Source organism: Nonomuraea sp. NPDC049655 (assembly GCF_044465465.1).
Taxonomy (GTDB): domain Bacteria; phylum Actinomycetota; class Actinomycetes; order Streptosporangiales; family Streptosporangiaceae; genus Nonomuraea.
Window position 1 is genome coordinate 905,721 of record NZ_JBITLS010000002.1, and the last position, 23,164, is coordinate 928,884.

Annotated in this window: 23 protein-coding genes and 2 rRNA genes; 11 read left to right on the forward strand and 14 right to left on the reverse strand. The window is 70.3% G+C overall.

The genetic code is table 11. From position 1 onward, the window contains the following. Positions 1–108: 108 nt before the first annotated feature. The 5 genes from ACIBQ6_RS09600 to ACIBQ6_RS09620 form a co-directional block, all read right to left on the reverse strand. Positions 109–1,407 (reverse strand): HD-GYP domain-containing protein, encoded by a 1,299-nt coding sequence (locus ACIBQ6_RS09600; RefSeq protein ID WP_397210930.1) that lies wholly within the window; start codon positions 1,405–1,407, stop codon positions 109–111. Further along, entirely contained in the window at positions 1,404–2,759 is a 1,356-nt protein-coding gene (locus ACIBQ6_RS09605) for an HD-GYP domain-containing protein (RefSeq protein WP_358289004.1), read from the reverse strand. Before ACIBQ6_RS09605 ends, ACIBQ6_RS09600 begins: the two co-directional genes overlap by 4 nt. Positions 2,760–2,984: 225 nt before the next feature. Then, positions 2,985–3,923, reverse strand: a complete 939-nt coding sequence (locus ACIBQ6_RS09610) for an NAD-dependent epimerase/dehydratase family protein (protein WP_358289007.1) — start codon at positions 3,921–3,923, stop codon at positions 2,985–2,987. A gap of 10 nt (positions 3,924–3,933) precedes the next feature. Beyond that, positions 3,934–4,200 (reverse strand): mycothiol system anti-sigma-R factor, encoded by a 267-nt coding sequence (rsrA, locus tag ACIBQ6_RS09615; RefSeq protein WP_352322878.1) that lies wholly within the window; start codon positions 4,198–4,200, stop codon positions 3,934–3,936. Then, a complete protein-coding gene (locus ACIBQ6_RS09620) occupies positions 4,197–4,913 on the reverse strand; it encodes a sigma-70 family RNA polymerase sigma factor (RefSeq protein WP_387654924.1) in 717 nt (238 codons plus the stop codon). The genes rsrA and ACIBQ6_RS09620 overlap by 4 nt, the downstream gene beginning before the upstream one ends. Positions 4,914–5,036: 123 nt before the next feature. Between ACIBQ6_RS09620 and ACIBQ6_RS09625 the strand changes: the two genes are divergently transcribed. After that, complete coding sequence (locus ACIBQ6_RS09625; protein WP_352322877.1) at positions 5,037–5,777, forward strand: methyltransferase domain-containing protein; 741 nt, start codon at positions 5,037–5,039, stop codon at positions 5,775–5,777. Positions 5,778–5,911: 134 nt separating this feature from the next. Here ACIBQ6_RS09625 and ACIBQ6_RS09630 read toward each other — a convergent pair whose 3' ends face one another. Next, positions 5,912–6,244 (reverse strand): TraR/DksA C4-type zinc finger protein, encoded by a 333-nt coding sequence (locus ACIBQ6_RS09630; RefSeq protein ID WP_358289010.1) that lies wholly within the window; start codon positions 6,242–6,244, stop codon positions 5,912–5,914. Positions 6,245–6,400: 156 nt separating this feature from the next. Beyond that, entirely contained in the window at positions 6,401–7,144 is a 744-nt protein-coding gene (locus tag ACIBQ6_RS09635) for an SOS response-associated peptidase (RefSeq protein ID WP_358289013.1), read from the reverse strand. Positions 7,145–7,330: 186 nt separating this feature from the next. Between ACIBQ6_RS09635 and aroA the strand changes: the two genes are divergently transcribed. After that, positions 7,331–8,605 carry a 3-phosphoshikimate 1-carboxyvinyltransferase gene (aroA, locus tag ACIBQ6_RS09640; protein ID WP_358289015.1) on the forward strand — a complete coding sequence of 425 codons (1,275 nt, stop codon included), beginning with the start codon at positions 7,331–7,333 and terminating at the stop codon, positions 8,603–8,605. 91 nt (positions 8,606–8,696) lie between these two features. Next, a complete protein-coding gene (gene rsgA / locus ACIBQ6_RS09645; RefSeq protein ID WP_358289078.1) occupies positions 8,697–9,728 on the forward strand; it encodes a ribosome small subunit-dependent GTPase A in 1,032 nt (343 codons plus the stop codon). A gap of 11 nt (positions 9,729–9,739) precedes the next feature. On the opposite strand, the gene ACIBQ6_RS09650 is transcribed toward rsgA, so the two are convergent. Beyond that, a complete protein-coding gene (locus ACIBQ6_RS09650) occupies positions 9,740–10,195 on the reverse strand; it encodes a DUF4442 domain-containing protein (RefSeq protein WP_358289017.1) in 456 nt (151 codons plus the stop codon). A 54-nt stretch (positions 10,196–10,249) separates the two neighbouring features. On the opposite strand from ACIBQ6_RS09650, the gene hisN reads away from it, so the two are divergent. Continuing rightward, positions 10,250–11,083 (forward strand): histidinol-phosphatase, encoded by an 834-nt coding sequence (gene hisN, locus ACIBQ6_RS09655; protein ID WP_397210933.1) that lies wholly within the window; start codon positions 10,250–10,252, stop codon positions 11,081–11,083. A 9-nt stretch (positions 11,084–11,092) separates the two neighbouring features. On the opposite strand, the gene ACIBQ6_RS09660 is transcribed toward hisN, so the two are convergent. The 3 genes from ACIBQ6_RS09660 to ACIBQ6_RS09670 all read right to left on the reverse strand — a co-directional run bounded on the left by ACIBQ6_RS09660 (position 11,093) and on the right by ACIBQ6_RS09670 (position 12,877). After that, positions 11,093–11,464, reverse strand: a complete 372-nt coding sequence (locus ACIBQ6_RS09660; protein WP_352366048.1) for an Rv3235 family protein — start codon at positions 11,462–11,464, stop codon at positions 11,093–11,095. Positions 11,465–11,631: 167 nt separating this feature from the next. Continuing rightward, complete coding sequence (locus ACIBQ6_RS09665) at positions 11,632–12,417, reverse strand: fructosamine kinase family protein (RefSeq protein ID WP_397210935.1); 786 nt, start codon at positions 12,415–12,417, stop codon at positions 11,632–11,634. Next, on the reverse strand, positions 12,404–12,877 hold the full coding sequence (locus ACIBQ6_RS09670; RefSeq protein ID WP_358289023.1) for a low molecular weight protein-tyrosine-phosphatase: 474 nt from the start codon (positions 12,875–12,877) through the stop codon (positions 12,404–12,406). The genes ACIBQ6_RS09665 and ACIBQ6_RS09670 overlap by 14 nt, the downstream gene beginning before the upstream one ends. 137 nt (positions 12,878–13,014) lie before the next feature. On the opposite strand from ACIBQ6_RS09670, the gene pstS reads away from it, so the two are divergent. The 5 genes from pstS to ACIBQ6_RS09695 are packed head-to-tail and all read left to right on the forward strand — an operon-like array spanning position 13,015 to position 17,503. Further along, positions 13,015–14,130, forward strand: coding sequence for a phosphate ABC transporter substrate-binding protein PstS (pstS, locus tag ACIBQ6_RS09675; protein WP_397210937.1), 1,116 nt, complete (start codon positions 13,015–13,017; stop codon positions 14,128–14,130). A gap of 6 nt (positions 14,131–14,136) precedes the next feature. After that, positions 14,137–15,117 carry a phosphate ABC transporter permease subunit PstC gene (gene pstC / locus ACIBQ6_RS09680; protein WP_352322868.1) on the forward strand — a complete coding sequence of 327 codons (981 nt, stop codon included), beginning with the start codon at positions 14,137–14,139 and terminating at the stop codon, positions 15,115–15,117. Next, on the forward strand, positions 15,114–15,986 hold the full coding sequence (gene pstA / locus ACIBQ6_RS09685; RefSeq protein ID WP_358289030.1) for a phosphate ABC transporter permease PstA: 873 nt from the start codon (positions 15,114–15,116) through the stop codon (positions 15,984–15,986). Before pstC ends, pstA begins: the two co-directional genes overlap by 4 nt. Positions 15,987–16,001: 15 nt before the next feature. Next, positions 16,002–16,778, forward strand: a complete 777-nt coding sequence (gene pstB, locus ACIBQ6_RS09690; RefSeq protein ID WP_352322866.1) for a phosphate ABC transporter ATP-binding protein PstB — start codon at positions 16,002–16,004, stop codon at positions 16,776–16,778. After that, positions 16,778–17,503: a response regulator transcription factor gene (locus tag ACIBQ6_RS09695; protein WP_358289033.1), complete on the forward strand. Its 726-nt coding sequence runs from the start codon at positions 16,778–16,780 to the stop codon at positions 17,501–17,503. The genes pstB and ACIBQ6_RS09695 overlap by 1 nt, the downstream gene beginning before the upstream one ends. Here the strand turns inward: ACIBQ6_RS09695 and ACIBQ6_RS09700 are convergent. Then, entirely contained in the window at positions 17,472–18,479 is a 1,008-nt protein-coding gene (locus tag ACIBQ6_RS09700; RefSeq protein WP_397210939.1) for a serine hydrolase, read from the reverse strand. The two genes, ACIBQ6_RS09695 and ACIBQ6_RS09700, sit on opposite strands and share 32 nt — an antisense overlap. 317 nt (positions 18,480–18,796) lie before the next feature. On the opposite strand from ACIBQ6_RS09700, the gene ACIBQ6_RS09705 reads away from it, so the two are divergent. Beyond that, on the forward strand, positions 18,797–20,149 hold the full coding sequence (locus ACIBQ6_RS09705) for a hypothetical protein (RefSeq protein WP_397210941.1): 1,353 nt from the start codon (positions 18,797–18,799) through the stop codon (positions 20,147–20,149). Positions 20,150–20,663: 514 nt separating this feature from the next. Further along, positions 20,664–21,938, forward strand: coding sequence for a PQQ-binding-like beta-propeller repeat protein (locus ACIBQ6_RS09710; protein ID WP_358289041.1), 1,275 nt, complete (start codon positions 20,664–20,666; stop codon positions 21,936–21,938). Positions 21,939–22,874: 936 nt separating this feature from the next. Here ACIBQ6_RS09710 and rrf read toward each other — a convergent pair. After that, positions 22,875–22,991: ribosomal RNA gene (gene rrf / locus ACIBQ6_RS09715) — 5S ribosomal RNA — on the reverse strand. Positions 22,992–23,067: 76 nt separating this feature from the next. Then, positions 23,068–23,164, reverse strand: a 23S ribosomal RNA gene (locus ACIBQ6_RS09720); the annotation flags it as partial.

Consider the following 23,164-nt stretch of genomic DNA (forward strand, 5'->3'; position numbering starts at 1 on the left):
CAGCAGTCACGCGGACAACCCTATGACCGGCGTCGGCTCGTCCCTTTTCTCGTGAAGTACCGATCAGCGGAGAATGATCTGTAGGAACCCCACAAAGGCGGGCATCGGCTACACGCGGCCTCTGCCGACCACCCGGGTCAGGGCGTCGAGCGCGGCGGCGTCGTACGCGCTGCCCGCCGTGAGCCCGATGCGCTCCAGCGCCGCCCCCGACCGGTCGCGATCGGTGGACGGACCCACCAGGTCGTCGTAGGCGTTGGCGACCCTGATGATGCGGCTGGACAGCGGCGGGTCGTCGGCGATCTCGTCGCACTGCCTCCGGACCACCTCGGCCACCCGGTCGAGCACGCCCGTCTGCCTGATCACCTCGGCCCCCAGCTCGGCGATGCGCCGCGCCTGCTCCGGATCGGCCAGCACGGTGGCGCCGCCCGGGATGGGGTCGCGCAGCGAGAGCTGGCCGATGTCGTGCATGAGGGCCGCGTACTCCAGCTCCAGCAGCTCGGGCTCGGCCATGCCCAGCTCCCGGCCGACCGCCACGGCCAGCCGGGACACCCGGCGCGAGTGGCCTGGCTCGACGTAGCCGCCGACCTCGGTGACCCGCGACAGGGCGCGGACGGTCTGCAGGTAGGTGGCGCGGATGCCGGCGTACTTGCGGAAGGCCACCTGCGTGACCAGCAGCGGCGCGGCGAACACCAGCAACGCCACCAGATCCATGCTGTGCGTGGCGAGCGCGAGCAGCACGCCGGAGGCGGCCACCGCGGCGCCCAGCGGGAACGCCATGTTGATCTCGTCGCGCACCGCCACCCGGAACGCCGTGCGCAGCCGCTCGGCCCGCAGCAGCGCCGCGATCAGCACGTCGACCAGCAGCGTCACCGTGATCAGCGAGACCATCACCACGAGCGCCGGCCACCAGGTGTGGGCGCCCGGCGGCGGCTTGGTGAGCTGGTAGAGCGGGTCGGCCAGCGGGCGGAAGGCGAAGGCCAGCAGCGCGCCGGTGAGCAGGCGGCGGGCCATCGCGTCGAGCCGCGGCGGCCGGCCGACGGCCAGGTGGGGCAGCGCGCCCGCGATCATCCCGACCGCGATCACGGCGACGACCTGCAGCGCGGAGTGGCGCAACTGGTTCTGGCTGAGGTCGAGCAGCAGGGTGTAGCCGAGCGCCGCGGCGGCGCCGATGGGCGCGACCTCCCTGTTGCCCGGCATGGTCAGCCGGGCCAGCTCGCCGACCGCGATCAACGCGCCGAACCCGATGGCGATCTCGGGACGGTCGAGCCCGACAGCCGCCGTGTGCGCCACGCCCGCGACGGCGACCAGCCCGGCCGCGCAGATCAGCAGCAACTGGCCGGAGTCGAGCCGGCGCAGGACGGTGGCCGGTGCCCGGTCGGCGCGCCGGACGCGCTCTGTGGTGGTCATGGCCCGCTCACGACCTGGATCGGCATCGTCGGATCGTCGTGGTCCTTGATCGTCGCCTCGGCGGCGTCGGGCGGGGGCGCCTCGACCCGGCGCGGCGGCTGCCAGGGATTGCGTTCCAGCGCCCGGATGAACGCGGCCACCATGACCGGGTCGAAGTGCGTGCCGGAGCACTTGCGCAGCTCCTCCACGGCCACCTCGACCGGGCGCGCCCCCCGGTAGGAACGGTCGGAGGTCATCGAGTCGAACGCGTCGGCCACCGCGATCACCTTGGCGAACTCGGGGATCTCGTCGCCGGCCAGGCCCATCGGGTAGCCGGTGCCGTCGTGACGCTCGTGGTGGTGCATGATCCCGGCGTAGGCCTCGTCGAGGAAGCCGATGCCGCGGACGATCTCCAGCCCGCGCATCGGATGGAGCTGGATCGCGGCGAGCTCCCCCTCGGTGAGCGGGCCGTCCTTCTGCAGCACCTTCGTGGGCACGCCCAGCTTTCCGACGTCGTGGAGCATGCCGGCGTAGCGGATGGCGCGCAGGCGTTCGAGCCGCATGCCGATCTCCTCGGCGATCATGCTGGAGGCGAGCGAGACGCGCGTGCAGTGGCCCCGGGTGTAGTAGTCCTTGGTCTCGACGGCCTGGCACAGCGCGGCGATGGTGGCGTCGTAGGAGCGCTGCTGGGCGTGGTACTGGCCGAACGCCCACCGGGCCACGAACAGCGGCATCAGCACCAGCACCGCCGAGATCGACTGCACGGTCGCCCACAACCCGGCCACCAGCAGCCCGAACGTGCCGTAACCGAGATAGGACAGCAGGAACTGGACCATGCCGCGCAGCGGCACCTCCGTGGCCCGCACGCTGGTCGCCAGGCTGATCATGGTCAGCGTGAGCACGATGTTGAGCGGCACGAACACGGCGGTCGCGGCGGCGTAGGGGCCGATGAGGCTGTCGAACTCGTTGACCCGCGGCACCCCGACCGCGCCGTGCAGCCACTCGTAGACCCAGCCGGAGGCGTAGCCGCAGACGGCGAACTGCGCGCCGTTGAACAGCCGCTTGATCAGCGGCAGCCCCGGGCGCACGCTGACCGCGGCGGTGAGCCCCACCAGCGCCGCGCCCTCCGGCCCGATCAGCACCACCGCGGCCAGCGACGCCGAGAAGCTCACCGACACCGCGAACTGCTCCACGTTGAGCAGCGTCGGCATCGACTCGCACACCAGGAAGAGCAGCCCGAGCACCAGCAGGATGTCGAGTTTCTCCGGCGCCACGAGCGGGCCGGAGACGATCGCGCTGTGCCCGATGAGCGCGGCCGCCGCCGCGATCACGGCGACCAGGTAGACCCTCGCGGGCCAGGGCAGGTCACGCATTGCGGCCCCCTACGGCGGTCAGGTCCAGGAAACCCCTGGCGGAAGCGCGCCGATGCCGGCCAGGGCCACCATCGAGGTGAGCACGATGACGGCGGCGAGCGACCGGGTGAACCTGTCCTTCAACATCCCACATGCCTCCACGTCGACTTCTGGAGCTCACGCTACAGAACAGGACGTCACCGTACGGGCCGAGCGGGAAATCGCAAGCAAAGTGTAATCAAGCAACTACCTGGCGCGACTCCGCGCCCAGGCCACGGTGCTCTTCACGCCGGTCGGCAGGTCGGTGCGCGGCTCCCAGCGCAACCCTTCGTGGGCGGGCACCGGATCGACGGCCATCGCCGGCAGGTCGCCGACGCGCGGCTGCGCGAAGCCCGGCTTGTCCTGGGCCCCGGCCGCGTCGGCGATCAGCGAGTGCAGGCGCCTGTCGGTGGTCTGGATGCCGGTGCCGAGGTTGAAGCGGCGGCCGTTGCCCTCGCTGCCGCAGGCCCGGACGAAGCCGTCGACCACGTCGTCGACGTAGACGTAGTCGCGGGTCTGGGTGCCGTCGCCGTAGAGGACGGTGGGGGTGCCGTTGAGCAGGGCGTCGGTGAAGATCGACACGACGCCGGCCTCGCCGTCGGGCGACTGGCGCGGGCCGTAGACGTTGGAGAGCACCAGCGTGGTGTACTCCAGGCCGTACAGGGCGCGGAAGGTCGCCAGGTAGATCTCGGCGCTCAGCTTGGAGGCCGCGTACGGCGAGCGTGGGTCGGTGGGCGCGTCGCCGGGCACGGGGATCGTGGCGGGCCGGCCGTAGACCGCGACCGACGAGGCGAACACCACCTTGCGCGTGGTGCCCTCCTTGGCCGCCGTCAGCACCGACGCGGTGCCCTCGACGTTGAGCCGGGCGTCGTGGACGGGGTCGGCGACGCTCCTGCGTACGCTGATCTGGGCGGCCAGGTGGCAGATGACCTCGGGCCGCAGCTCGGCCGCCAGCCCGATGATCGCCGGGTCGCGCACGTCGAGGACGTGCAGGCTGAAACGGTCGCTCTCGGCGGCGTTGACCAGGTTGTCCCTGCTGCCGGAGGACAGGTCGTCTACGGCGACGACCTCGTGTCCGTCCGCGAGCAGGCGGTCGACGAGATTCGACCCGATGAAACCGGCACCACCGGTGACTAGGACGCGCATGGCGTGAATCCTAGTCGGCCAGCTCCGACCTCACCTGCTCGATCCGCGCCAGCACCTTGGAACGCAGATCGGCGGGGACGGGGTCGCAGCCGCAGTGCTTGGCCACGAGCGCCTTGACCGCCTTGTCGAGGTCGTACTCCTTCAGGCACGGGCTGCACTCGTCGAGATGCACGCGGATGTCGGAGACGTCACCGTCGGTCAGCTCGCCGTCGAGATAGGCGTAGACCTTGTCCAGCACCTCGCGACAGTCGGTGTCGTGCGGGTTGCCACAGCTCATTTCGATCCCTCCGAGGGGACCAGGCCGCGCTCGCGGGCGTAGTCCTCAAGGAGGCCCCGGAGCTGCCTGCGTCCCCGATGCAGCCTGGACATCACGGTGCCGATGGGAGTGCCCATGATGTCGGCGATCTCCTTGTAGGGGAAGCCTTCGACGTCGGCGAGGTAGACGGCGATCCTGAACTCTTCCGGCAGCGCCGCGAGCGCCTGCTTGATGTCGCCGTCGGGGAGGTGCTCCAGCGCCTCGACCTCGGCCGACTTCAGCCCGCTCGAGGTGTGGGACTCGGCGCGCGCGAGCTGCCAGTCCTCGATCTCCTCGGTGCCGGACTGCTTGGGCTCACGCTGCTTCTTGCGGTAGCTGTTGATGAACGTGTTCGTCAGGATCCGGTAGAGCCACGCCTTGAGGTTCGTGCCCTCCTGGAACTGGTGGAACGACGCGAACGCCTTGGCGAAGGTCTCCTGAAGCAGGTCCTCCGCGTCCGCTGGATTCCGGGTCATCCGGAGCGCGGCGGAGTAGAGCTGTTCGAGATACGGCATGACGTCGCGCTCGAACCGCTCGCTGCGCTGCTCCAGAGTCTCCGCGCCTGTCGCGGGCACCGGACCCACCCCCCTAAGATCACCGGTGGCCGGCTGTGGCGGTACACCGTACTCAGGGGAGAATACCCGCTGGCCGATGACCTCCTGGTCATCGGGGCGCGGTCTTTCCAATGTGAGCATGCTCGTCGCAACACGCCCGCGCCCTTGTCTGTTCCCGCAAGATAGAAGGTACAGAGGACCCGGTGCGGGGAACGTCCATACGTACCGGCTGGTAGCCCTTTTTCCGGAACTCAGGAGTCGCGTGTGCTGCCCATTCCGGCCGAGGAACTGAACGGCTCTGGGACGCTCGGGCCGTACTGGACCTTCTACCGCGCCGTCGCCGCCGAGCAACTGAACCGCTGGCTCCCCGGCGAACCGTCGGTGATCCTCGATCTGTCCGGCGGCCGCGGACGCTGGTCCGGCCAGGCCGCGAGGGCGGGACACCGGGTGATCGAGGTGCTCGACTTCCGCCGGACCGTGGACGCGCAGTCCCGTTTGCGGGACGCCGACCGGGTTCGGCACGTGCGCGCCGATGATCTGGCGTTCCTTCCCGATGAGAGCGTCGACGCGGTGGTCGCCGAGGAACGCGCGATGTCGATCGAGCTCATGGCCGAGTCGGCGATGAGCGACGTGGCCAGGGTGCTGCGTCCGGGCGGGCGGGCGCTGGTGTGCGTCGACTCGCTGGTGCTCGGCATGGCGATCCTGGCCGAGCAGGAGCAGTGGCAGCACCTGCGGCAGACCGGCGAGGTCATGCTGGTGCCCTGGCCCGACGGCAGCATCACGCGCTGCTTCAGCAGCGGCCAGCTCCGCGAGCTGCTGATGGGGGCCGGGCTGGAGGTGGAGTGGATGCGGCCGCGCACGGTGTTGTCGCCGTCCACGGTGGACCACGTGCTCGGGTCCGACGGGCGGGCCCTGACCTGGCTCGTGCGCACCGAGCTCGACGCCCATCCCGACGACGACGACACGGTGGGCATCCACCTGGTGGCCAGCGCCCGCAAGAGCTGACTGACCCGCCGGCCGGTGTCCGGGGGCCGCGGGTCGGTGTCCGGGGGCGCGGGCCGCGGGTCGGTTTCCGGGGGCCGCCGGCCGTTCCCAGGGCCGCCGTTCTCCTCGTCCGGCGGCCTCCGGTTCTTCCGCGGTCAGCGGCGGCGTTCGCGTCTTCCCTGGCACGGCACGCAGCGGGCGGCCTCCGGGCGAGCCTCCAGCCGGCCCTCGGGCACCGGCTGGTCGCAGTCGACGCACCTGCCGTACGCGCCTTCGTCCAGGCGTCTGATCGCCTCGGTCACCGCGCGGCGTTGCGCGGTCGCCACGGTGAGCATGGCCTGCGCGCGGTCGGCGTCGGTGAGGTCGGAGCCCGCGTCGGCCGCCGAGTGCTCACGGATCGCGACGGGGTCGCCCTGGAGGACCCCGATCGAGCGGTCCAGCTCCGCGAGCATGTCTTCGAGCCGCTGACGAGCGGTCGTGACGTCCACGAATCCGCACCTCCGGGTGAAAAGGGGGAAGCCCGCGGCTAGGACTCCCCGGTTGTCCCGCCCGGCGCAATCAGGGGCATGTCGTGGCGGTGACACCGAGTGAACGGTCGCATCGCTTTCCTCACCGAATGCCCACTTACCATGCTTCTTACACCTTTAGAAAAGGCCGGCTTCCTCCTCGTCGGGGAGCGGTTTGATGAGATCCGGCCCATTGTTCCGGACATTATTGACATCAGTAGAAACGGGATATGCCGCCAGCCTCCCGGCCTCCGCGGGCACCAGGAGTCGTGAGGCGCGCTCGGTGTCGGTGAGGGCCGGGTCGAGCCAGTCGGCCCAGCGGTCGCGCTCGATCATCATGGGCATCCTGTCGTGGATGCGGCCGAGCTGGTCCTCGGCGTCCGTGGTGATGACCGTGCAGGTCACCAGCCACTTGAGCGGGTCGTCGTCGTCGCGGGTGCGGTCCTTCCAGAACTCGTACAGGCCCGCCATGGCCAGCACGCCGCCGTCGGCCGGGTGGATGAAGTACGGCTGCTTCTTCTTCTCGCCCTCGACGGCCATCCACTCGAAGTAGCCGTCGGCCGGGATCAGGCATCTGCGCTTGGCGAACGCCTGCCGGAACGACGGCTTCTCGGCCAGCGTCTCGGCCCTGGCGTTGATCAGCCGGGAGCCGATCGACGGATCCTTGGCCCAGACGGGCACGAGACCCCACCTGACGATCCTGAGCTGCCGGACCGCGTGCTCGTCCTCCTTGGAGGACCGGCTCATGACCGCGTAGACGTTCTTGGTGGGGGCGACGTTGAAGTCGGCTCCCAGCTCCTTGTCGGGCTCGCCGTCGAGCTCGACCTGGAACTCCTCCAGCAGCTCGTGCTTCTTGCGCGCCGAGGCGTATCTACCGCACATGTCCCCACATTGCCATACGCCGGGGTGTCGCTCGCGGCTTCGCCTCCGGCCAGGACGGCTCGGCTCGGCCCGGCTCGGCTCGGCGGAAGGGCGACGCGTCCGGCTGGGGCGTCTCGGCCCGGTAGAAGGGCGACGCGTCGTCCACAGGCCGTGAACGGGCCGTACCAGGGCCAGTAGGCTTTGGACATGCCCGCTCAGCACTGGCCCGCGCCGACGGCCGACACGCCCGTCAACGCCTCCGTCCGCCTGCCCGGCTCCAAGTCCGTCACCAACCGGGCGCTGCTGCTCGCCGCGCTGGCCGACGGTCCGGGCGTCGTCCGCCAGGCGCTGCGCAGCCGCGACGCCGACCTCATGGTGTCGGCCCTGCGCGCGCTCGGCGCCACGCTGACGGCCGTGCGCGAGACCACCGACGCGGTCGACTGGGAGGTGACGCCGGGCCCGGTGCGCGGCGGCGCGCGCATCGACGCGGGGCTGGCGGGCACGGTCATGCGGTTCGTCCCGCCGATGGCGGCGCTGGCCGACGGCCCGGTCTTCTTCGACGGCGACCCCTACGCCCGCAGGCGTCCGATGGGCCCGATCCTCGACGCCCTGCGCGCGCTCGGGGCGCGCATCGACAACGACGCGCTCCCGTTCACCATCACCGGGCCGCTGACCGGCGGCGAGGTCACGATCGACGCCTCCGGCTCCTCGCAGTTCGTCTCGGGGCTGATGCTGACGGCGGCGCGGTTCGCGAAGGGCGTGACGATCCGGCACGTCGGCCCGCCGGTGCCCTCCCAGCCGCACATCGAGATGACCGTCCACATGCTGCGGGAGGCCGGGGTCAAGGTCGACGACACCGAGCGCGACGTGTGGCGGGTCGAGCCTGGCCCGATCGCGGCCAGGGACATGACGGTCGAGCCCGACCTGTCCAACGCGGCGCCGTTCCTGGCCGCCGCGCTGGTCACGGGCGGCACGGTCACGGTCCCCGGCTGGCCGGCGGAGACCACCCAGCCGGGCGACGCGCTGCGCGGCCTGCTCACCACCATGGGCGCCACGGTGACCCGCGACGGCGACGACCTGGTCGTCACCGGCACGGGCGAGGTCAAGGGCCTCGACGCCGACCTCCATGAGGTGGGCGAGCTGACCCCCACGATCGCCGCGCTGGCCGCCCTGGCCACCACGCCGAGCCGCATCCGCGGGGTCGGCCACCTGCGCGGCCACGAGACCGACCGGCTGGCCGCGCTGGCCACCGAGATCAACGCCCTCGGCGGCGACGCGGAGGAGACGGCCGACGGCCTGCTCATCCGTCCGCGCCCGCTGCACGGCGGCGTGTTCCACAGCTACGACGACCACCGCATGGCCACGGCCGGGGCCGTGATCGGCCTCGCCGTGCCGGGTGTGGAGGTGGAGAACATCGCGACGACCGCCAAGACGTTGCCCGAGTTCGTCCAGATGTGGGCGGCGATGCTGGAGGCCCGATGAGCGGCGATGATCGCGCGTTTCGCGGCAGGCGGCGGGGGCACTTCGCAGGAGGGTCCGGCGTGAGAGGAAGCGAGCGCATGGGAGCGGACCGCTGAGAAAGCGGGAATACGACGAGGACGACGTACGGGTCAGGCCGGGCAAGGGCTCGCGCCCGCGCACCCGTATCCGTCCCGCGCACGAGGACGCCGTGGAGGGCTTCGTGGTCGCCGTCGACCGGGGCCGCTACACCACCCTGGTCGAGCCCGACCGCGGCCACAAGCGCAAGCAGCAGCAGCGCCGGCTCGTGGTCGCCATGAAGGCCCGCGAGCTGGGCCGCAAGGGCATCGTGGTCGGCGACCGGGTGGCCCTGGTCGGCGACGTGTCGGGCCTCCCCGACACGCTGGCCAGGGTGGTCCGGGTGGAGCCGCGCACCTCGATGTTGCGCCGCTCGGCCGACGACACCGACGACACCGACGGCATCGAGCGCCCGGTCGTGGCCAACGCCGACCAGCTCGTGATCGTCACGGCGCTGGCCGACCCGCCGCCCCGGCCCCGGATGATCGACCGGATCCTGGTGGCGGCGTTCGACGCCGAGATCGACGCCCTGCTCTGCCTGACCAAGTCCGACCTCGCCCCACCCGACGAGCTGGTCGCCCTCTACGAGCCGCTGGGCGTGCCGCACATCGTGGTCCACAAGGGCGGCTCCCTCGACGAGCTGCGCGACCACCTGGCCGGCCGCATCAGCGTGCTGGTGGGCCATTCGGGCGTGGGCAAGTCCACCCTGGTCAACGCCCTGGTGCCCGATGCCAACCGCGCGGTCTCGCACGTCAACGCGGTCACCGGCCGCGGCCGGCACACCTCCACCTCGGCCGTCGCGCTGGAGCTGCCCGAGGGCGGCTGGATCATCGACACGCCGGGGGTGCGCAGCTTCGGCCTGGCCCACGTGTCGGTCGAGACCGTGCTGGCCGCCTTCCCCGACCTGGTGGAGGGCACGGTCACCTGCCCGAAGGGCTGCACCCACCTCGGCGACGGCTGCGCGCTCGACGCCTGGGCGGCCGCGGGCAACGCCGACCCGGCCCGCCTGGAGTCGCTGCGCCGCCTGCTGTCCAGCCGCGAGGGCGCCCCCGACGAGCCCGCCGCCTGATCACCGGCGGTTCAGCGGCGGTTGGGGCGCAGTGTCCAGGTGACGGTGAGGCTGGAGACCAGGGTGCCGGCCGCGTCGCGCACGTCGACCAGCACGTCGAAGACGGGCCGCTCGCCGGCGTCCAGCTTGCCGACGACCTCCTCCCTCGATGCGGCCACGCGCGCCTCGGCCCGCACCTCCCCCAGGGCCACCTTCCGGAACTCGATGGTCGCCGTCGTGGGCAGCGGCACGCTGCGGCTGAGCTGGTCGCCGAACCTGGACAGCACCGCCGCGCCCGACGCCGACTCGGCCAGGGTGAACAGCGTGCCCGCGTGCGGCCCGGCCACGTGGTTGTGCAGTTCGGGCCGGTCGGGCAGCCGGCATTCCGCCCGGCCGTCCTCGACCGAGTCGAACACGATCCCCAACGTCCGGGCGAAGGGAACGGTTTCGAGAAGGAAGGCACCTACATCAGTGGACATAGGAGACATGTTACTGGTCAGTAGGTGAAAAGGGAGTTACCAGAAAAGGGTCGCCGGTGACTGATGTCCGGCACGACCGACGCGATAGCGTGGCTGACCGTGCAGGGTTACAACGACGATCTACGCCTCGCTCACGTCATGGCGGACGCCGCCGACGACCTGACCATGCGGCGCTTCAAGGCGGTCGACCTCAAGGTCGAGACCAAGCCCGACCTGACGCCGGTCAGCGACGCCGACCGCGCCGTCGAGGAGGCCATCCGCGGCACGCTGCGCCGGGCCCGGCCGCGCGACGCAGTGGTGGGCGAGGAGTTCGGCAAGACCGGGTGGGGAGCCCGGTCGTGGATCATCGACCCCATCGACGGCACCAAGAACTACGTGCGCGGCGTGCCCGTCTGGGCCACGCTGATCGCGCTCATGGAGTACGGCAAGGTCGTCGTCGGCCTGGTGTCGGCCCCCGCGCTCGGCCGTCGCTGGTGGGCGGCCACCGGCGGCGGCGCCTGGACCGGCAAGAGCCTGGCGAAGGCCACCAGGATGAGCGTCTCCTCGGTCACCGCGCTGGAGGACGCCTCCTTCTCCTACTCCAGCTTCGGCGGCTGGGAGGAGCTCGGCAAGCTGGACAACTTCCTCGACCTCGGCCGCGCCTGCTGGCGCACCCGCGCGTACGGCGACTTCTGGTCGCACATGATGGTCGCCGAGGGCTCGGCCGACGTCTCCGCCGAGCCGGAGCTGTCGCCCTGGGACATGGCTGCCCTGACCGTGATCGTCGAGGAGGCCGGCGGCGTCTGGACCGACCTCGCCGGCGTGCGCGGCCTGGAGGGCGGCAGCCTGGTCTGCACGAACGGCGCCCTCCACGACGAGGTCCTGAACCGGCTCAACGGCACCACGATCACCTCCTGACGGCCCGCTTCAGGCCGTCTCGAAGTCGGTGCACAACCATCGGTGGCCGTGCCGCTCCAGCCGTACGGCCAGGACGTGGCTGCGCTCGCCGCAGTGCACCAGCACGCACATCTCGACGGCCCCGTCCCTCGGCTCCTTGACGTGCGGGCTCCCGACGAACGGCGGCCGATCGGCGGAGATCATCCGGCCGGCCCTGACGAGGTCGCGGTAGGCCCCGCCGGTGAGCCGGTCGGCCACCGACTCCGGCGGGCGGCGGCCCGTCAGCACCTCGGCCAGCGCCTGCCCGAGCTGACGCAGCCTGCGTTCGTCGGGCCGGGCTCCGGGCGGGCCCCAGACCAGCGGGGTCAGGGCCAGTGCGCCGTGCGTGGAGTCGTCCGCCATGCGCTCCTCCAATTGACTCAGGGGGAAGAAGGAAACGCCTTAATGAGTTTTCGGCCGGGGCCGCCGGATACGAAATCCGCCAACTTTACCCGGCCGCCGTCCTCTTTCCTCCCCTTGGGCGGAGAAATGCATCGCGGGGCTGGATCCCCTATTTCTTTATCGGTTGTTCAGAGCGACAACACCCGGGCGACCGCATTCATCAACGAGTCGCGGTAGGAGGCTCCGTACAGCACCACGTGCACCAGCAGCGGATGGAGCTGGTGCAGCGGCACCCGCGCCCGCCACCCCGGCGCGAGCGGGAACTCCTCCTGGTACGCCCCCATCACCCGATCCAGGTACGGCAGCCCGAACAGGGCCAGCATGGCCAGATCCGTCTCCCGGTGCCCGCCGTGGGCCGCCGGATCGACGAGCACCCCGGTGCCGCCGGACCACAACACGTTCCCGCTCCACAGATCACCATGGACGCGGGCGGGCGGCTCCGGCGGCCCGGCCACCTCGGCGAACCGTGCCACGGCCCGCTCGACCAGCGTCACGTCCGCGGCCGGCAGCCGCGCCCGGCGCAGGAACGGCAACACCCGCCGGGAGGCGTAGAAGGACGGCCAGTCGCCGTCGGGCGAGTTGTCCATGGGCAGCTCGGCGATGAACCCCGGCCAGGGCGCGCCGAACCCGGCTGCCCCGGCGCGGTGCAGACGGGCCAGGTCACGGCCGAACCGCAGGGCCGCCTCGGCGGTGGGCGCCTCCTGCGGCACCCACGACAACACCAGCCGGTCGGGTCCGGCCTCCACGACCTCGGGCACGGTGATCGCCTCGCCCAGCCAGCGCAACCCGGCGGCCTCGGAGGCGAACATGTCGGAGGCGGGACCGATCTTGGCGAACACCTGCCGCCCGTCCTCCAGCACGCCGCGCTGCAACCGCCGGCCGTGGGAGGAGCCGAGGTCCTCAGTCGATCTCATCGGCGATGTGCGCGGCCACGCCCTTGGAGGCCGTCTCCAGCATGGTCAGCACCTCCTCGAAACCCTCGCGGCCACCGTAGTAGGGGTCGGGCACCTCGGCGCCGTCCGGCGCGCCGGGGTCGAACGAGCGGAACAGGCGCACCTCGACGCCGGCGGGCGCCAGGCGGCGCAGGTTGGCCGCGTTGTCGCGGTCCATCGCCAGCACCAGGTCGTAGCGGTCGAACCAGTCCCGCGTGAACTGCCTGGCGCGATGGGCGGCGCCGTCGTAGCCGTGCTCGGCCAGGATGCCCAGCGCCCGCTCGTCCATCGGATCGCCGGCGTGCCAGCCGCCGGTGCCCGCGCTCTCGACGACGACCCGGCCGCCGAGCCCGCGCTCCTCCAGGGTCCGGCGGAGCACCGCCTCCGCCATCGGGGAACGGCAGATGTTGCCCATGCACACGAGACACACGCGATAGCTCATGTATCCCATCTTCGCTGGTCACATTGATGGAGACGACCAGGCGCGTTCACCGAACGTTCACCCTTGTTGGGGGGTCTGAGTCACTTTGCCTGCATAGCTTCATGGACGACTAAGGACCAAGTGAGGGGAACCCAACCGTGAAGTATGCAGGCCGGCTCGCCGCCGTCGCCGTCGTCGGCGCGCTCTCGCTCGCTGCGTGCGGCACAGACAACAACAGCTCCGGGAGCACGACCGGCACCAGCTCCGCCGCCGCTCCCGCCGCGGGCAACGACAACGGCCTGAGCGGCACCATCAACGCCGCCGGCTCGTCGGCCCAGGCCAACGCGATCGACCAGTGGAAGAAGGACTTCCAGGCCAAGAACTCGGGCGTGAGCCTGAACTACCAGCCGAGCGGTTCGGGTGCCGGTGTGCAGTCGTTCATCGCGGGCACGGTCGACTTCGCGGGTTCGGACTCCGCTCTCAAGGACGACAAGGGCGAGCCCGCCCAGGCCGACGCCCGGTGCAAGACCGGCAAGGCCATCAACATCCCGATGGTGACCGGCCCGGTCGCGGTGGTCTACAACCTCCCCGGCGTGGACGGCCTGCAGCTGTCGCCCAAGACCATCGGCGGCATCTTCGACAGCAAGATCACCAAGTGGGACGACGCGGCCATCAAGGCCGACAACCCCGACGCCAAGCTCCCGTCCACGCCGATCTCGGCCTTCCACCGCTCGGACGAGTCGGGCACCAGCGACAACTTCACCAAGTTCCTCAAGGCGACCGCCGGCTGGCCGTACGAGCCCGCCAAGGCGTGGCCCGCCGAGGCCAAGGGCCAGGGCGCCAAGGGCTCGGACCAGGTCGCGGCCAGCGTCAAGAGCACCGAGGGCTCCATCGGCTACGTCGAGCTCTCCTTCGCCGAGAACTCCCAGCTCAGCAAGGCCAAGGTGGCCAACGGCTCCGGCGAGTTCGTCGAGCTGACCGCCGACAGCGCGGCCAAGACGGTCGAGACCGCCGAGATCACCGGCACCGGCAACGACCTGAAGCTGAGCATCGACTACGCCACCAAGACGGCGGGCGCGTACCCGATCGTGCTGGTGACGTACGAGATCACCTGCGAGAAGGGCCTCGCGCCCGAGCAGGCCAAGATCGTCAAGGAGTTCCTCACCTACACCTCCAGCGACGAGGGCCAGGCCGCGCTGAAGGACCTCGGCTACGCCCCGCTCGCGGGCGAGCTGCTCACCAAGGTCCGCACCGCCGTCGGCGCGATCTCCTAGCACAGCATGACGACCAACGTTCGTACCCGTGGGGGCGGGCCGGCCACGCGCCGGTCCGCCTCGCGGCGCAGCCATGGTGAAGGCCCCTTCAAGTTCGTCTCCACCGGCGCCGGCGTCCTGCTGCTGGGGATCATGGCGGCCATCGCCGTGTTCCTCATCAGCGAGGCAGTCCCGGCCCTGCAGGCGAACAAGGGCAACTTCTTCACCGACCTGATCTGGGAGCCCAACGGCAGCCAGGTCTTCGGCATCGGCGCGCTGGCCTTCGGCACCGTCCTCAGCTCGGCGATCGCGCTGGTCATCGCCACCCCCATCGCGGTGGGCGTGGCGCTGTTCATCTCCCACTACGCGCCCCGCCGCCTGGCCGGGCCGCTCGGCTACCTGGTCGACCTGCTGGCCGCCGTGCCCAGCGTCGTCTACGGCCTGTGGGGCGTGACGTTCCTGGTGCCGCTGCTGCGCACGCCGTCGCAGTGGCTCAACGAGCACCTCGGCTGGTTCCCGCTGTTCTCCGGCGAGGGGGCCATCGGCGGCAAGACCATGCTCGCCGGCGGCATCGTCCTGGCGATCATGATCCTGCCGATCATCGCGGCCATCTCGCGCGAGGTCTTCCTCCAGGCCCCGAAGATGAACGAGGAGGCGGCCCTGGCGCTCGGCGCCACCCGCTGGGAGATGATCAGAATGGCCGTGCTGCCGTTCGGCCGGCCTGGCGTCATCAGCGCCGCCATGCTCGGCCTCGGCCGCGCGATGGGCGAGACCATCGCGGTCGCGCTGATCTTCCCCGCCACCTTCGACATCAGCTTCGAGATCCTCACCCCGCACGCCAACAGCATCGCGGCCAACATCGCCAACGGCTTCGGCGAGGCCACGCAGGTCGGCCGGGGCGCGCTGATCGCCTCCGGTCTGGTGCTGTTCGTCATCACGCTGCTGGTCAACATGGGCGCACGCATGGTGATCAACCGGCGCAAGGAGTTCAGGGCGGTGGGGGCATGACCATCCAGCACATCTCGACCGGCCGCCGGATCAAGGACAGGTTCGTCCAGGGGCTGGTCTACCTGGCGTTCGCGCTGGCCGTGGTGCCGCTCATCTCGGTCCTCTGGCTGGTGATCTCGAACGGCCTGGCCCGCTTCGACCTGGAGTTCCTCACCCACTCGATGCGGAACATCGGCGCCCGCGACGTCGGCGGCGGCGCCTACCACGCCATCGTCGGCACCTTGGAGCAGGTCCTGCTGGCCTCGCTCATCTCGGTCCCGATCGGCCTGTTCACCGCCATCTACCTGGTCGAGTACGGCCAAGGCGGCCGCCTGAGCCGGGCCATCAGCTTCTTCGTGGACGTCATGACCGGCGTCCCTTCAGTCGTTTCCGGCCTGTTCATCCTCGCCTTCTGGGTGCTCTTCCTGGGCAACCCGTTCTCCGGCTTCGCCGGCGCGCTGGCGCTGTCGATCCTGATGATGCCGACCGTGGTCAGATCGGCCGAGGAAATGCTCCGGCTGGTGCCCAACGACCTGCGCGAAGCCTCGTACGCGCTGGGCGTGGCCAAGTGGCGCACCATCCTGAAGGTCGTGCTGCCGACCGCGTTCACCGGCATCGTCACCGGCGTCATGCTGGCCGTCGCCCGCGTGGCCGGCGAGACCGCGCCGCTGCTGCTCACGGTGTTCTTCACCGACTCCATCAACAACGATCCGTTCAGCGGGCCGCAGATGGGCCTTCCGCTCTTCGTCTTCGACCAGGCGGCCCGTCCCAACGACACCGCCATCGACCGCGCCTGGGCCGGAGCCCTCACGCTGATCCTGATCGTCATGCTGCTCAACCTGGTGGCGCGCCTGATCGCCTGGTGGCGCAGGCCCGCCAGGGGCCGATAGGGGGTAACCGCCACAATGTCCAAGCAGATCCAGGTCTCGGGCCTCGACGCGTACTACGGGTCGCACAAGGCGATCGAGGACGTGTCGATGACCATCGAGCCGCGCTCGATCACCGCGTTCATCGGCCCGTCCGGATGCGGCAAGTCGACGTTCCTGCGCACGCTCAACCGCATGCACGAGGTGATCCCCGGCGCCCGCGTCGAGGGCAAGGTCATGCTCGACGGCGAAGACCTGTACGCCCCCACCGTCGAACCCGTCTCGGTCCGGCGCATGGTGGGCATGGTCTTCCAGCGCCCCAACCCGTTCCCCACGATGTCGATCTACGAGAACGTGGCCGCCGGGCTCCGCCTCAACGGCCGGGTCGGCAAGTCCACCCTCGACGGCATCGTGGAGGAGTCGCTGAAGGGCGCCAACCTCTGGAACGAGGTCAAGGACCGGCTGAACAAGCCCGGCGCCGGCCTGTCCGGCGGTCAGCAGCAGCGTCTGTGCATCGCCCGCGCGATCGCGGTCAAGCCGCAGGTCCTGCTCATGGACGAGCCGTGCTCGGCGCTCGACCCGATCTCGACGCTGGCCATCGAGGACCTGATGGCCCAGCTCAAGGAAGAGTTCACGATCGTGATCGTGACCCATAACATGCAGCAGGCCGCCCGGGTCAGCGACCGGACCGCGTTCTTCAACCTGGCCGCCCAGGGCAAGCCCGGCAAGGTCATCGAGATGGACGAGACCTCCCGCATGTTCACCAACCCTTCGGAGAAGGCAACAGAGGACTACATCACGGGACGCTTCGGCTGATGACCCCACAGCAGGCGGCATCCACGATGAACGGGGACACGCGGACCAAGCCCGTACTGCTCATCGCCGACCCCGACGACGCCGTGGTCGACGACCTGGCCACGGCGCTGGAACGCGAGGGCGTGGCCGTCACCGGCGCGCCGGACGGCGCCCAAGGGCTGCTCCAGGCGGGAGCGCTGCAGCCGGACGTGGTGCTCGTGTCGGCCACGCTCCCGGTCATCGACGCGGTCGACTTCGTCCGCGCGGTACGGCTCGCGCGAGCCGTGCCCGTCCTGCTCGGCGTCGGCGAGGGGAACGCCGAGCAGGCCGTACGCGCGCTCGCGGCGGGGGCGGCGGCCTGCGTGGCCCGGCCGTACCGGGTGCCGGAACTGCTGCCGTTCATCCAGGCGTCCTCCCCCGAGTCCCGCAAGGTCCTGGCCGTCGGCGGCGTCGAACTGGACGTCCAGGCCTACCAGGTACGCGTCGAGGGCCGCGCCGTGCACCTCCCGCTGCGCGAGTTCGAGCTGCTGCAGTACCTGATGCGCAACGCCGACCGCACGGTCACCCGCGAGCAGATCATGCGGCACGTGTGGCACGCCGCCGCGACCACGTCCACGAACACGATCGCGGTGCACGTCAAACGGCTGCGCGCGCGCCTCGGCGACAACGACGACCAGCTCATCCAGACCGTGCGCGGCGTCGGCTACCGGCTGGTCACGCCCGGCACCTCCGGAAGTCCCGCATGATCCGCGCGGCGACGCCCTCGACGGTCGCGATGCCGTCCCCCACCTCGGCGCTGCCCTCGGTGAGGACGGCGACCGCGTAGTCGTGGCCGCGGCCCCGGATCAGCCCCACGCTGACCGTGGCCCAGCGCCCGTTGGAGACGCGCTTCAGCCAGCCGTTCTTCAGACGCACGCGCTCGCCCGCGCAGGCCGCGGCGGAGACGCCCCAGTCCTGGCCGCGGACGACCGCGCCCATCAGTTTGAGCACCTGCGCGCGCTCCTTCGCCTTGAGCGGGCTCTTCCCGGACACCAGCGCCTTCATCAGGCGGACCTGGTCGTCCACCGACGTCTCGGTGATGCCCCAGCAGTAGAGGTCGACGCAGTCCCCCGGGACGCCCCTGGTGTGCCTGAGCCCGAACCTCCTGCCGGCCTCGGTGAAGCCCGCCGCGCCGCCGATGCGCAACCACAGGCGGTCGGCCGCGTGGTTGTCGCTGTAGCGGATCATGAGCTCGGCGTCGCGCCTGACGGGCTCGGGCAGCCTGCGCCACGGTTTCCCGAGCAGCAGCGCCATCAGGATCTGGACTTTGGCCGTGCTGGCGGTGATCAGCCGTTCGCCCGGGTGGTAGCGGTAGACGCGGCCGGTCGTCAGATCCTTGACCATGGCCGTGACCGGGCCCGGCCGGCTCGCCAGGAAGCGGTCGAGCCGCTCGGTGATCTTCTTGGCCGGGACGGGCTTCACGGCCGTCGCCTTCTTGCCCGGGACCGTTACGACGATCGCCGGGGGGCCGAGGTGGTGCGGCATGCGTACCGGCCCGGGCGCGGCGCGCACGGTCACCGGCTCCGGGGCCGGGTGCGCGCTCCCCTGCCCTGGCGCCGCCACGTGTGCGCTCACCGTCCCCGGCGCCGCGTGCGTCGGCAGTGCCGTCCCCGCGGCTGTGCCTGGGGCGAGTAGCGGCGGCAGGAGGGCGAGCGCGATGGCCAGCCGTGGAAGCGTCCTCACGCTGCCCGCGATCATGCGGTGAATTATCACGAAAAATGACAACACCGCGCTACGAGTCGCCGGAAAACATCTTCACCTACTCACCACTCCACAAAGAACCCGACCACCCCGAAGACTCGCGATGTGGCCACTGGTACGATTCCCCTCTTTCGGGGTTTGTCAGCACTCTCGGGGCAAAAGTGACAACGGGGCCGAGTTTTCCGCAGTATCAGGGGCAACAGCAACAGCAACAGTGGCCGGCCATGCAGCCGCCGCCGCCACCACCTCCATCCAATCCTCCTTCTCCGCCCAGGCGCCGGACCGGCTTCTGGGTCACCATGGGCATCGTCTCGCTCGTGGTGGCGATCGCCGTGGGCGCCGGCGTCGGCCTCGTCCTGCGCGGCCGCATCAACGGCGTCCAGGACCCGTTACGCCGCCAGGAGGCGTCGGGCAAGAGCGACCCGAACGCCGTGATCGTCACCGACCAGGAGATCGAGAAGCTGGTCTACGAGCACGGCAAGGCGCTGAGCAGCGGGAACGCAGACGCGTTCACCTCGATCTTCGACAAGGGCAACGCGGCGCTCGTCCGCGACCAGCGCAAGGTGTTCACCAACCTGCGCAAGGTGCCGCTCAGTGAGGCGTCGTACAAGGTGATGCGTCGCGAGGGCCGCGCCGAGGACAGCTTCGGGCGGGCCCTGAAGTTCACCCAGGACGTCGCGTTCGTCCACCGGTTCGCCGGCATCGACCTGCGGCCGGTCTCGGAGTGGTACCGCTGGACGCTGGAGAAGGCGTCCAAGGACGCGCCACTGGTCGTCACCAAGGTGGACGGCGCGCCGCCACCCATGGTGAGCGAGGGCAGCAAGTCCGTCTACTACCCGGGCCCGTGGGACATCTGGCCCGACATCACCGTGGTCCGCGCGGGCGCCAGCATCGTCCTGGCCCGTCCCCAGGACGCGGCCATGGCCAGGCGCGTCGCCCCGGTGGTCGCCAGCGCGGCGAAGAAGAACCTGGACTTCTGGAAACGCAACGGCGACGCCACCGCGCCCGTGCCGGCCGGGTTCGCGGTCGCGCTGGTCGAGGGGCAGAACCAGCTCGGCAACCTGTTCCGCAAGGAGAAGGCGCACGAAGCGGGCGTGTCCATCCCCATGCTCGCCTGGGCCTCCCTGGGCGACGACGTCAAGGTCGGCGGCACCCGGGTGGTCATGGACACCACCACGTCCTTCTTCCGGTCGTCCGAGGGCATCCTGGAGATCAGCACGCACGAGCTGGCCCACTCCCTGCTGGCCGGGCTGGACAGCGCCGACTTCTCCCTCTTCGGCAAGCCCAACTGGGTCATCGAGGGCTTCGCCGAGTACTCCGCCAACCGCGGCCACCCCATCAACCAGAACATCCGCTTCCAGGAAGGCCGCGCGTACCTGGCCGGCCGCCTCAGCACCCGCTTCTCTGGCCAGCTCCCCGACAACCCGTCGTGGGACGCCAACGGGATGACGAACGTGCACTACCTGATGGGACACCTGGCCATGCGCTACATCGCCCAGCGGTACGGCGAGCAGAAGCTGACCAGCGCGGTGATCGCGGCCTACCGGGCCAAGGGCGACGACAGCGAGGCGGCACTGTTCAAGGTGCTGGGCGTGAGCAAGGCGGACTTCGAACGGCAGTGGGCGTCGTACGTCCGCGGGCAGCTGGCCTGAACGGGGAGCAACCATGACCGACCACTCCAACACCCCACCCGGCCCGTACGGCTCCCCACCCCCCAACCCGTACGGCCAGCCGGCTCCCAACGCCGGCTCCTACCCTCCGCCCGCGCAGCCATGGCCCCAGAGCCCGGCCGCGTACCCCCCACAGGGCACGGCCCCGGCCGCCTACCCACCCGCGGGCTACCCGCAACCGCCCGCCAATCCTTACGCTCCTTCTCCCGGCGCGTATGCCCCGCCAACGGGCAACCCAGCCGCATACCCACCGCCACCAGGCAACCAGCCCACCTACCCACCCCCCACGGGCGACCAGCCCCCATACCCACCACCCGCAGGCAACCAGCCCACCTACCCGCCGAACCCTCCCTCCCCCGGCGCACCCTCGCCCTACGGCCAACCCCCGCAGCCCCCCGCACCCGGCAGCGGCACACCGTACGGCGGCCAGCCCGCACCCCCGCAGCAGCGCCCCCGGCCCAAGTGGAAGACCGCCCTGCTGGCCACCGGCGCGGCCGTGGTCCTCCTCTCCGTCAGCACGGGCACCGCCTGGTTCGTCGCCACCACCGGAACGACCGGCGGCGGCATCACCGCATTCGGCGACGGGGGCGGCGACGGGGCAGAATGGGACGTCCCCCTCCCCAACGCCGGAAGCTGGGACTTCACCACCGCCCTGGCCTTCGGCAGCTGGCTGACCGACAAGGTCGTCATCCGCGCCCAGAAGGACGGCGTCCTCGCCTACGACCTGGCGTCCGGAAAGCGTTCCTGGGGCATCCCCTCGCCGGGCGCCCAGCTCTGCGGCGCCACCCCGGACCTGTCCGGCGGCAAGGCCGCCATCGCGTACGGCAGCAGCAACTCGTGCGACCACCTGGCCGGCATCGACGCCACCACGGGCAAGCTCACCTGGAAGATCAAGATCCCGGCCGAAAAGTCCACCCTCGCGAACTCCATCAACGTCCCCCGCATCATGAGCGCCGACGGCGTGGCCGTCACCGAGCTGGACGACGCGGTGGTCGCCTACCGCCTCTCCGACGGCCACAAACTGTGGAGCGCCGCCGCGTCCCCCGACGACGGCTGCCACATCAAGGACATCAACACCGCCCCCACCCGGGTCGCCGTCATCCTCGACTGCACCTTCAGAGGCGGCACCCGCCTCCAGTACCTCGACCCCAAGACCGGCAAGATCACCAAGCAGGCCACACTGGGCGAGCTCAGCCTCATGACCAGCCTTCTGTCAGCCTCTCCCGCCATCATCCGCAGCGAGTCCGGCGGCCAGAACAACTTCACGGTCTACTCCGACGCCGCCACCAAGGTGACCGAGTTCAAGACCCCCGAGGTGGACATGCTCGCCATGAACACCGTGGCCATGGTCAACGGCCTGTTCGAACAACACCGCTACACCATCCACGGCGACCGCCTCTACCTGGCCACGTTCCCGGAGAACGTCCCGCAGAGCATGCGCTCCCGCAACAAGGCCCTCGCCTACGACCTGAAGACCGGCAAGCAGCTGTGGGAATCGTCCGGCACCCATGACACGATCCTCACCTACGTCCGCGCCGACGACCAGGGCCTGCTGGCCGTCGAAACCGGCGACCGCCGCGACCTGGCCCCCCGCCTCATCCGCCTGGACGCCGCCACCGGCAAAGCCACCGAACTAGCCACCCTCCCCCAGAAGTACGGCACCGAGGCCGAAAAGGCCCGCGTCTTCGAACGCAACGGCGTAGTGATCACCGTCCCCTGGACCTCCGTAGCCACCAGATACGCCGTCACCTACGTCAACACCAAATCCTGACCCCCAAAAATCCTGACCCCAACAACAGAAGGGCCCCACGCACCCGGCGTGAGGCCCTTCTCCCGTCTCCCCACCTTCACAACCACACCCCCCGCCCTGCACCGCGTCAGGTGGCGGGTTGCGTGTGTGAGGCGGTTGGTGGGCCTGTGAGTGACTCTGCTGGGGAGAACGATCCGGGGCGCCCCAACCCACTGCTCCCACCAGCAGGGCCACCCAGCGCCGCTCCATGAATCGACGGCGCATCGAGGCCAGCCAGCCTCCTGGCCGGGCGCCTGACCAGGAGGCTGAGAGATCCCGAGAGCCCGGGGAAGCCTGGGGCGCGGTGACAGTCCGGGGCATGCCTGGCGTATGCCGGAGATACATCAGGTGCCGGAGGGCATGACGCCCCACACTCGCCTCAGTACCTCCGCCCATTCCCCATCGGCTCTACGTAGGCGGGGACCGGTCTGAACGCGGAGATGTGCGGGGCCTGCGGGCGGATGACACCTGAAGTCTGTCTATGGTCGCGGGACCGGCGCCACCGCGCGCAGGCGGTTGACGGCCGGCACTCAGCGGAGGCGTAGGGCCGCCCCCAAGGACGGCGTTTGAGGAACGTCAGCTCAGGAGCCGGAAACGAGCCCCACGGGTCTCCTGCGAGGCGGCGCCGGATACGCCCCCCAGCCTCCTTCGAAGCGGGGCGGGACACGAGCCCTCAGTCTTCGAAGTGGGCCGGGCTCGGACTGACCAGAAGCAGAACCCACTAGGCCCCGCCCAAAGCCGTACCGCTCCTCAGAACAGCGCACCCTCCAGCCGCAAGCCGATTTACCGACCCACCGGTCCACCGAGGCCCGCCACCAGCCTGTCCCCTGAGCCGGCGCCCCCAGCACCCGGCACAAGGAAATACCCCCGGAAATGCAGAAAGGGCCCCGACCGAAGTCGGAGCCCTTCCCAAAGATTGTCCGGCGGTGACCTACTCTCCCACACCCTCCCGAGTGCAGTACCATCGGCGCAGAGAAGCTTAACTTCCGGGTTCGGAATGTAACCGGGTGTTTCCTTCCCGCCATAACCGCCGTAACCCTATGAAACTATCAAACGAACAACGCCGTTTGCTGTCTCAGAATTGCCTAGTGGACGCGAGCAAAAAAGCTTTGAGGTCAAGTCCTCGGCCTATTAGTACCGGTCAGCTCCACACGTTACCGTGCTTCCACCTCCGGCCTATCAACCCGGTCGTCTACCGGGAGCCTTAC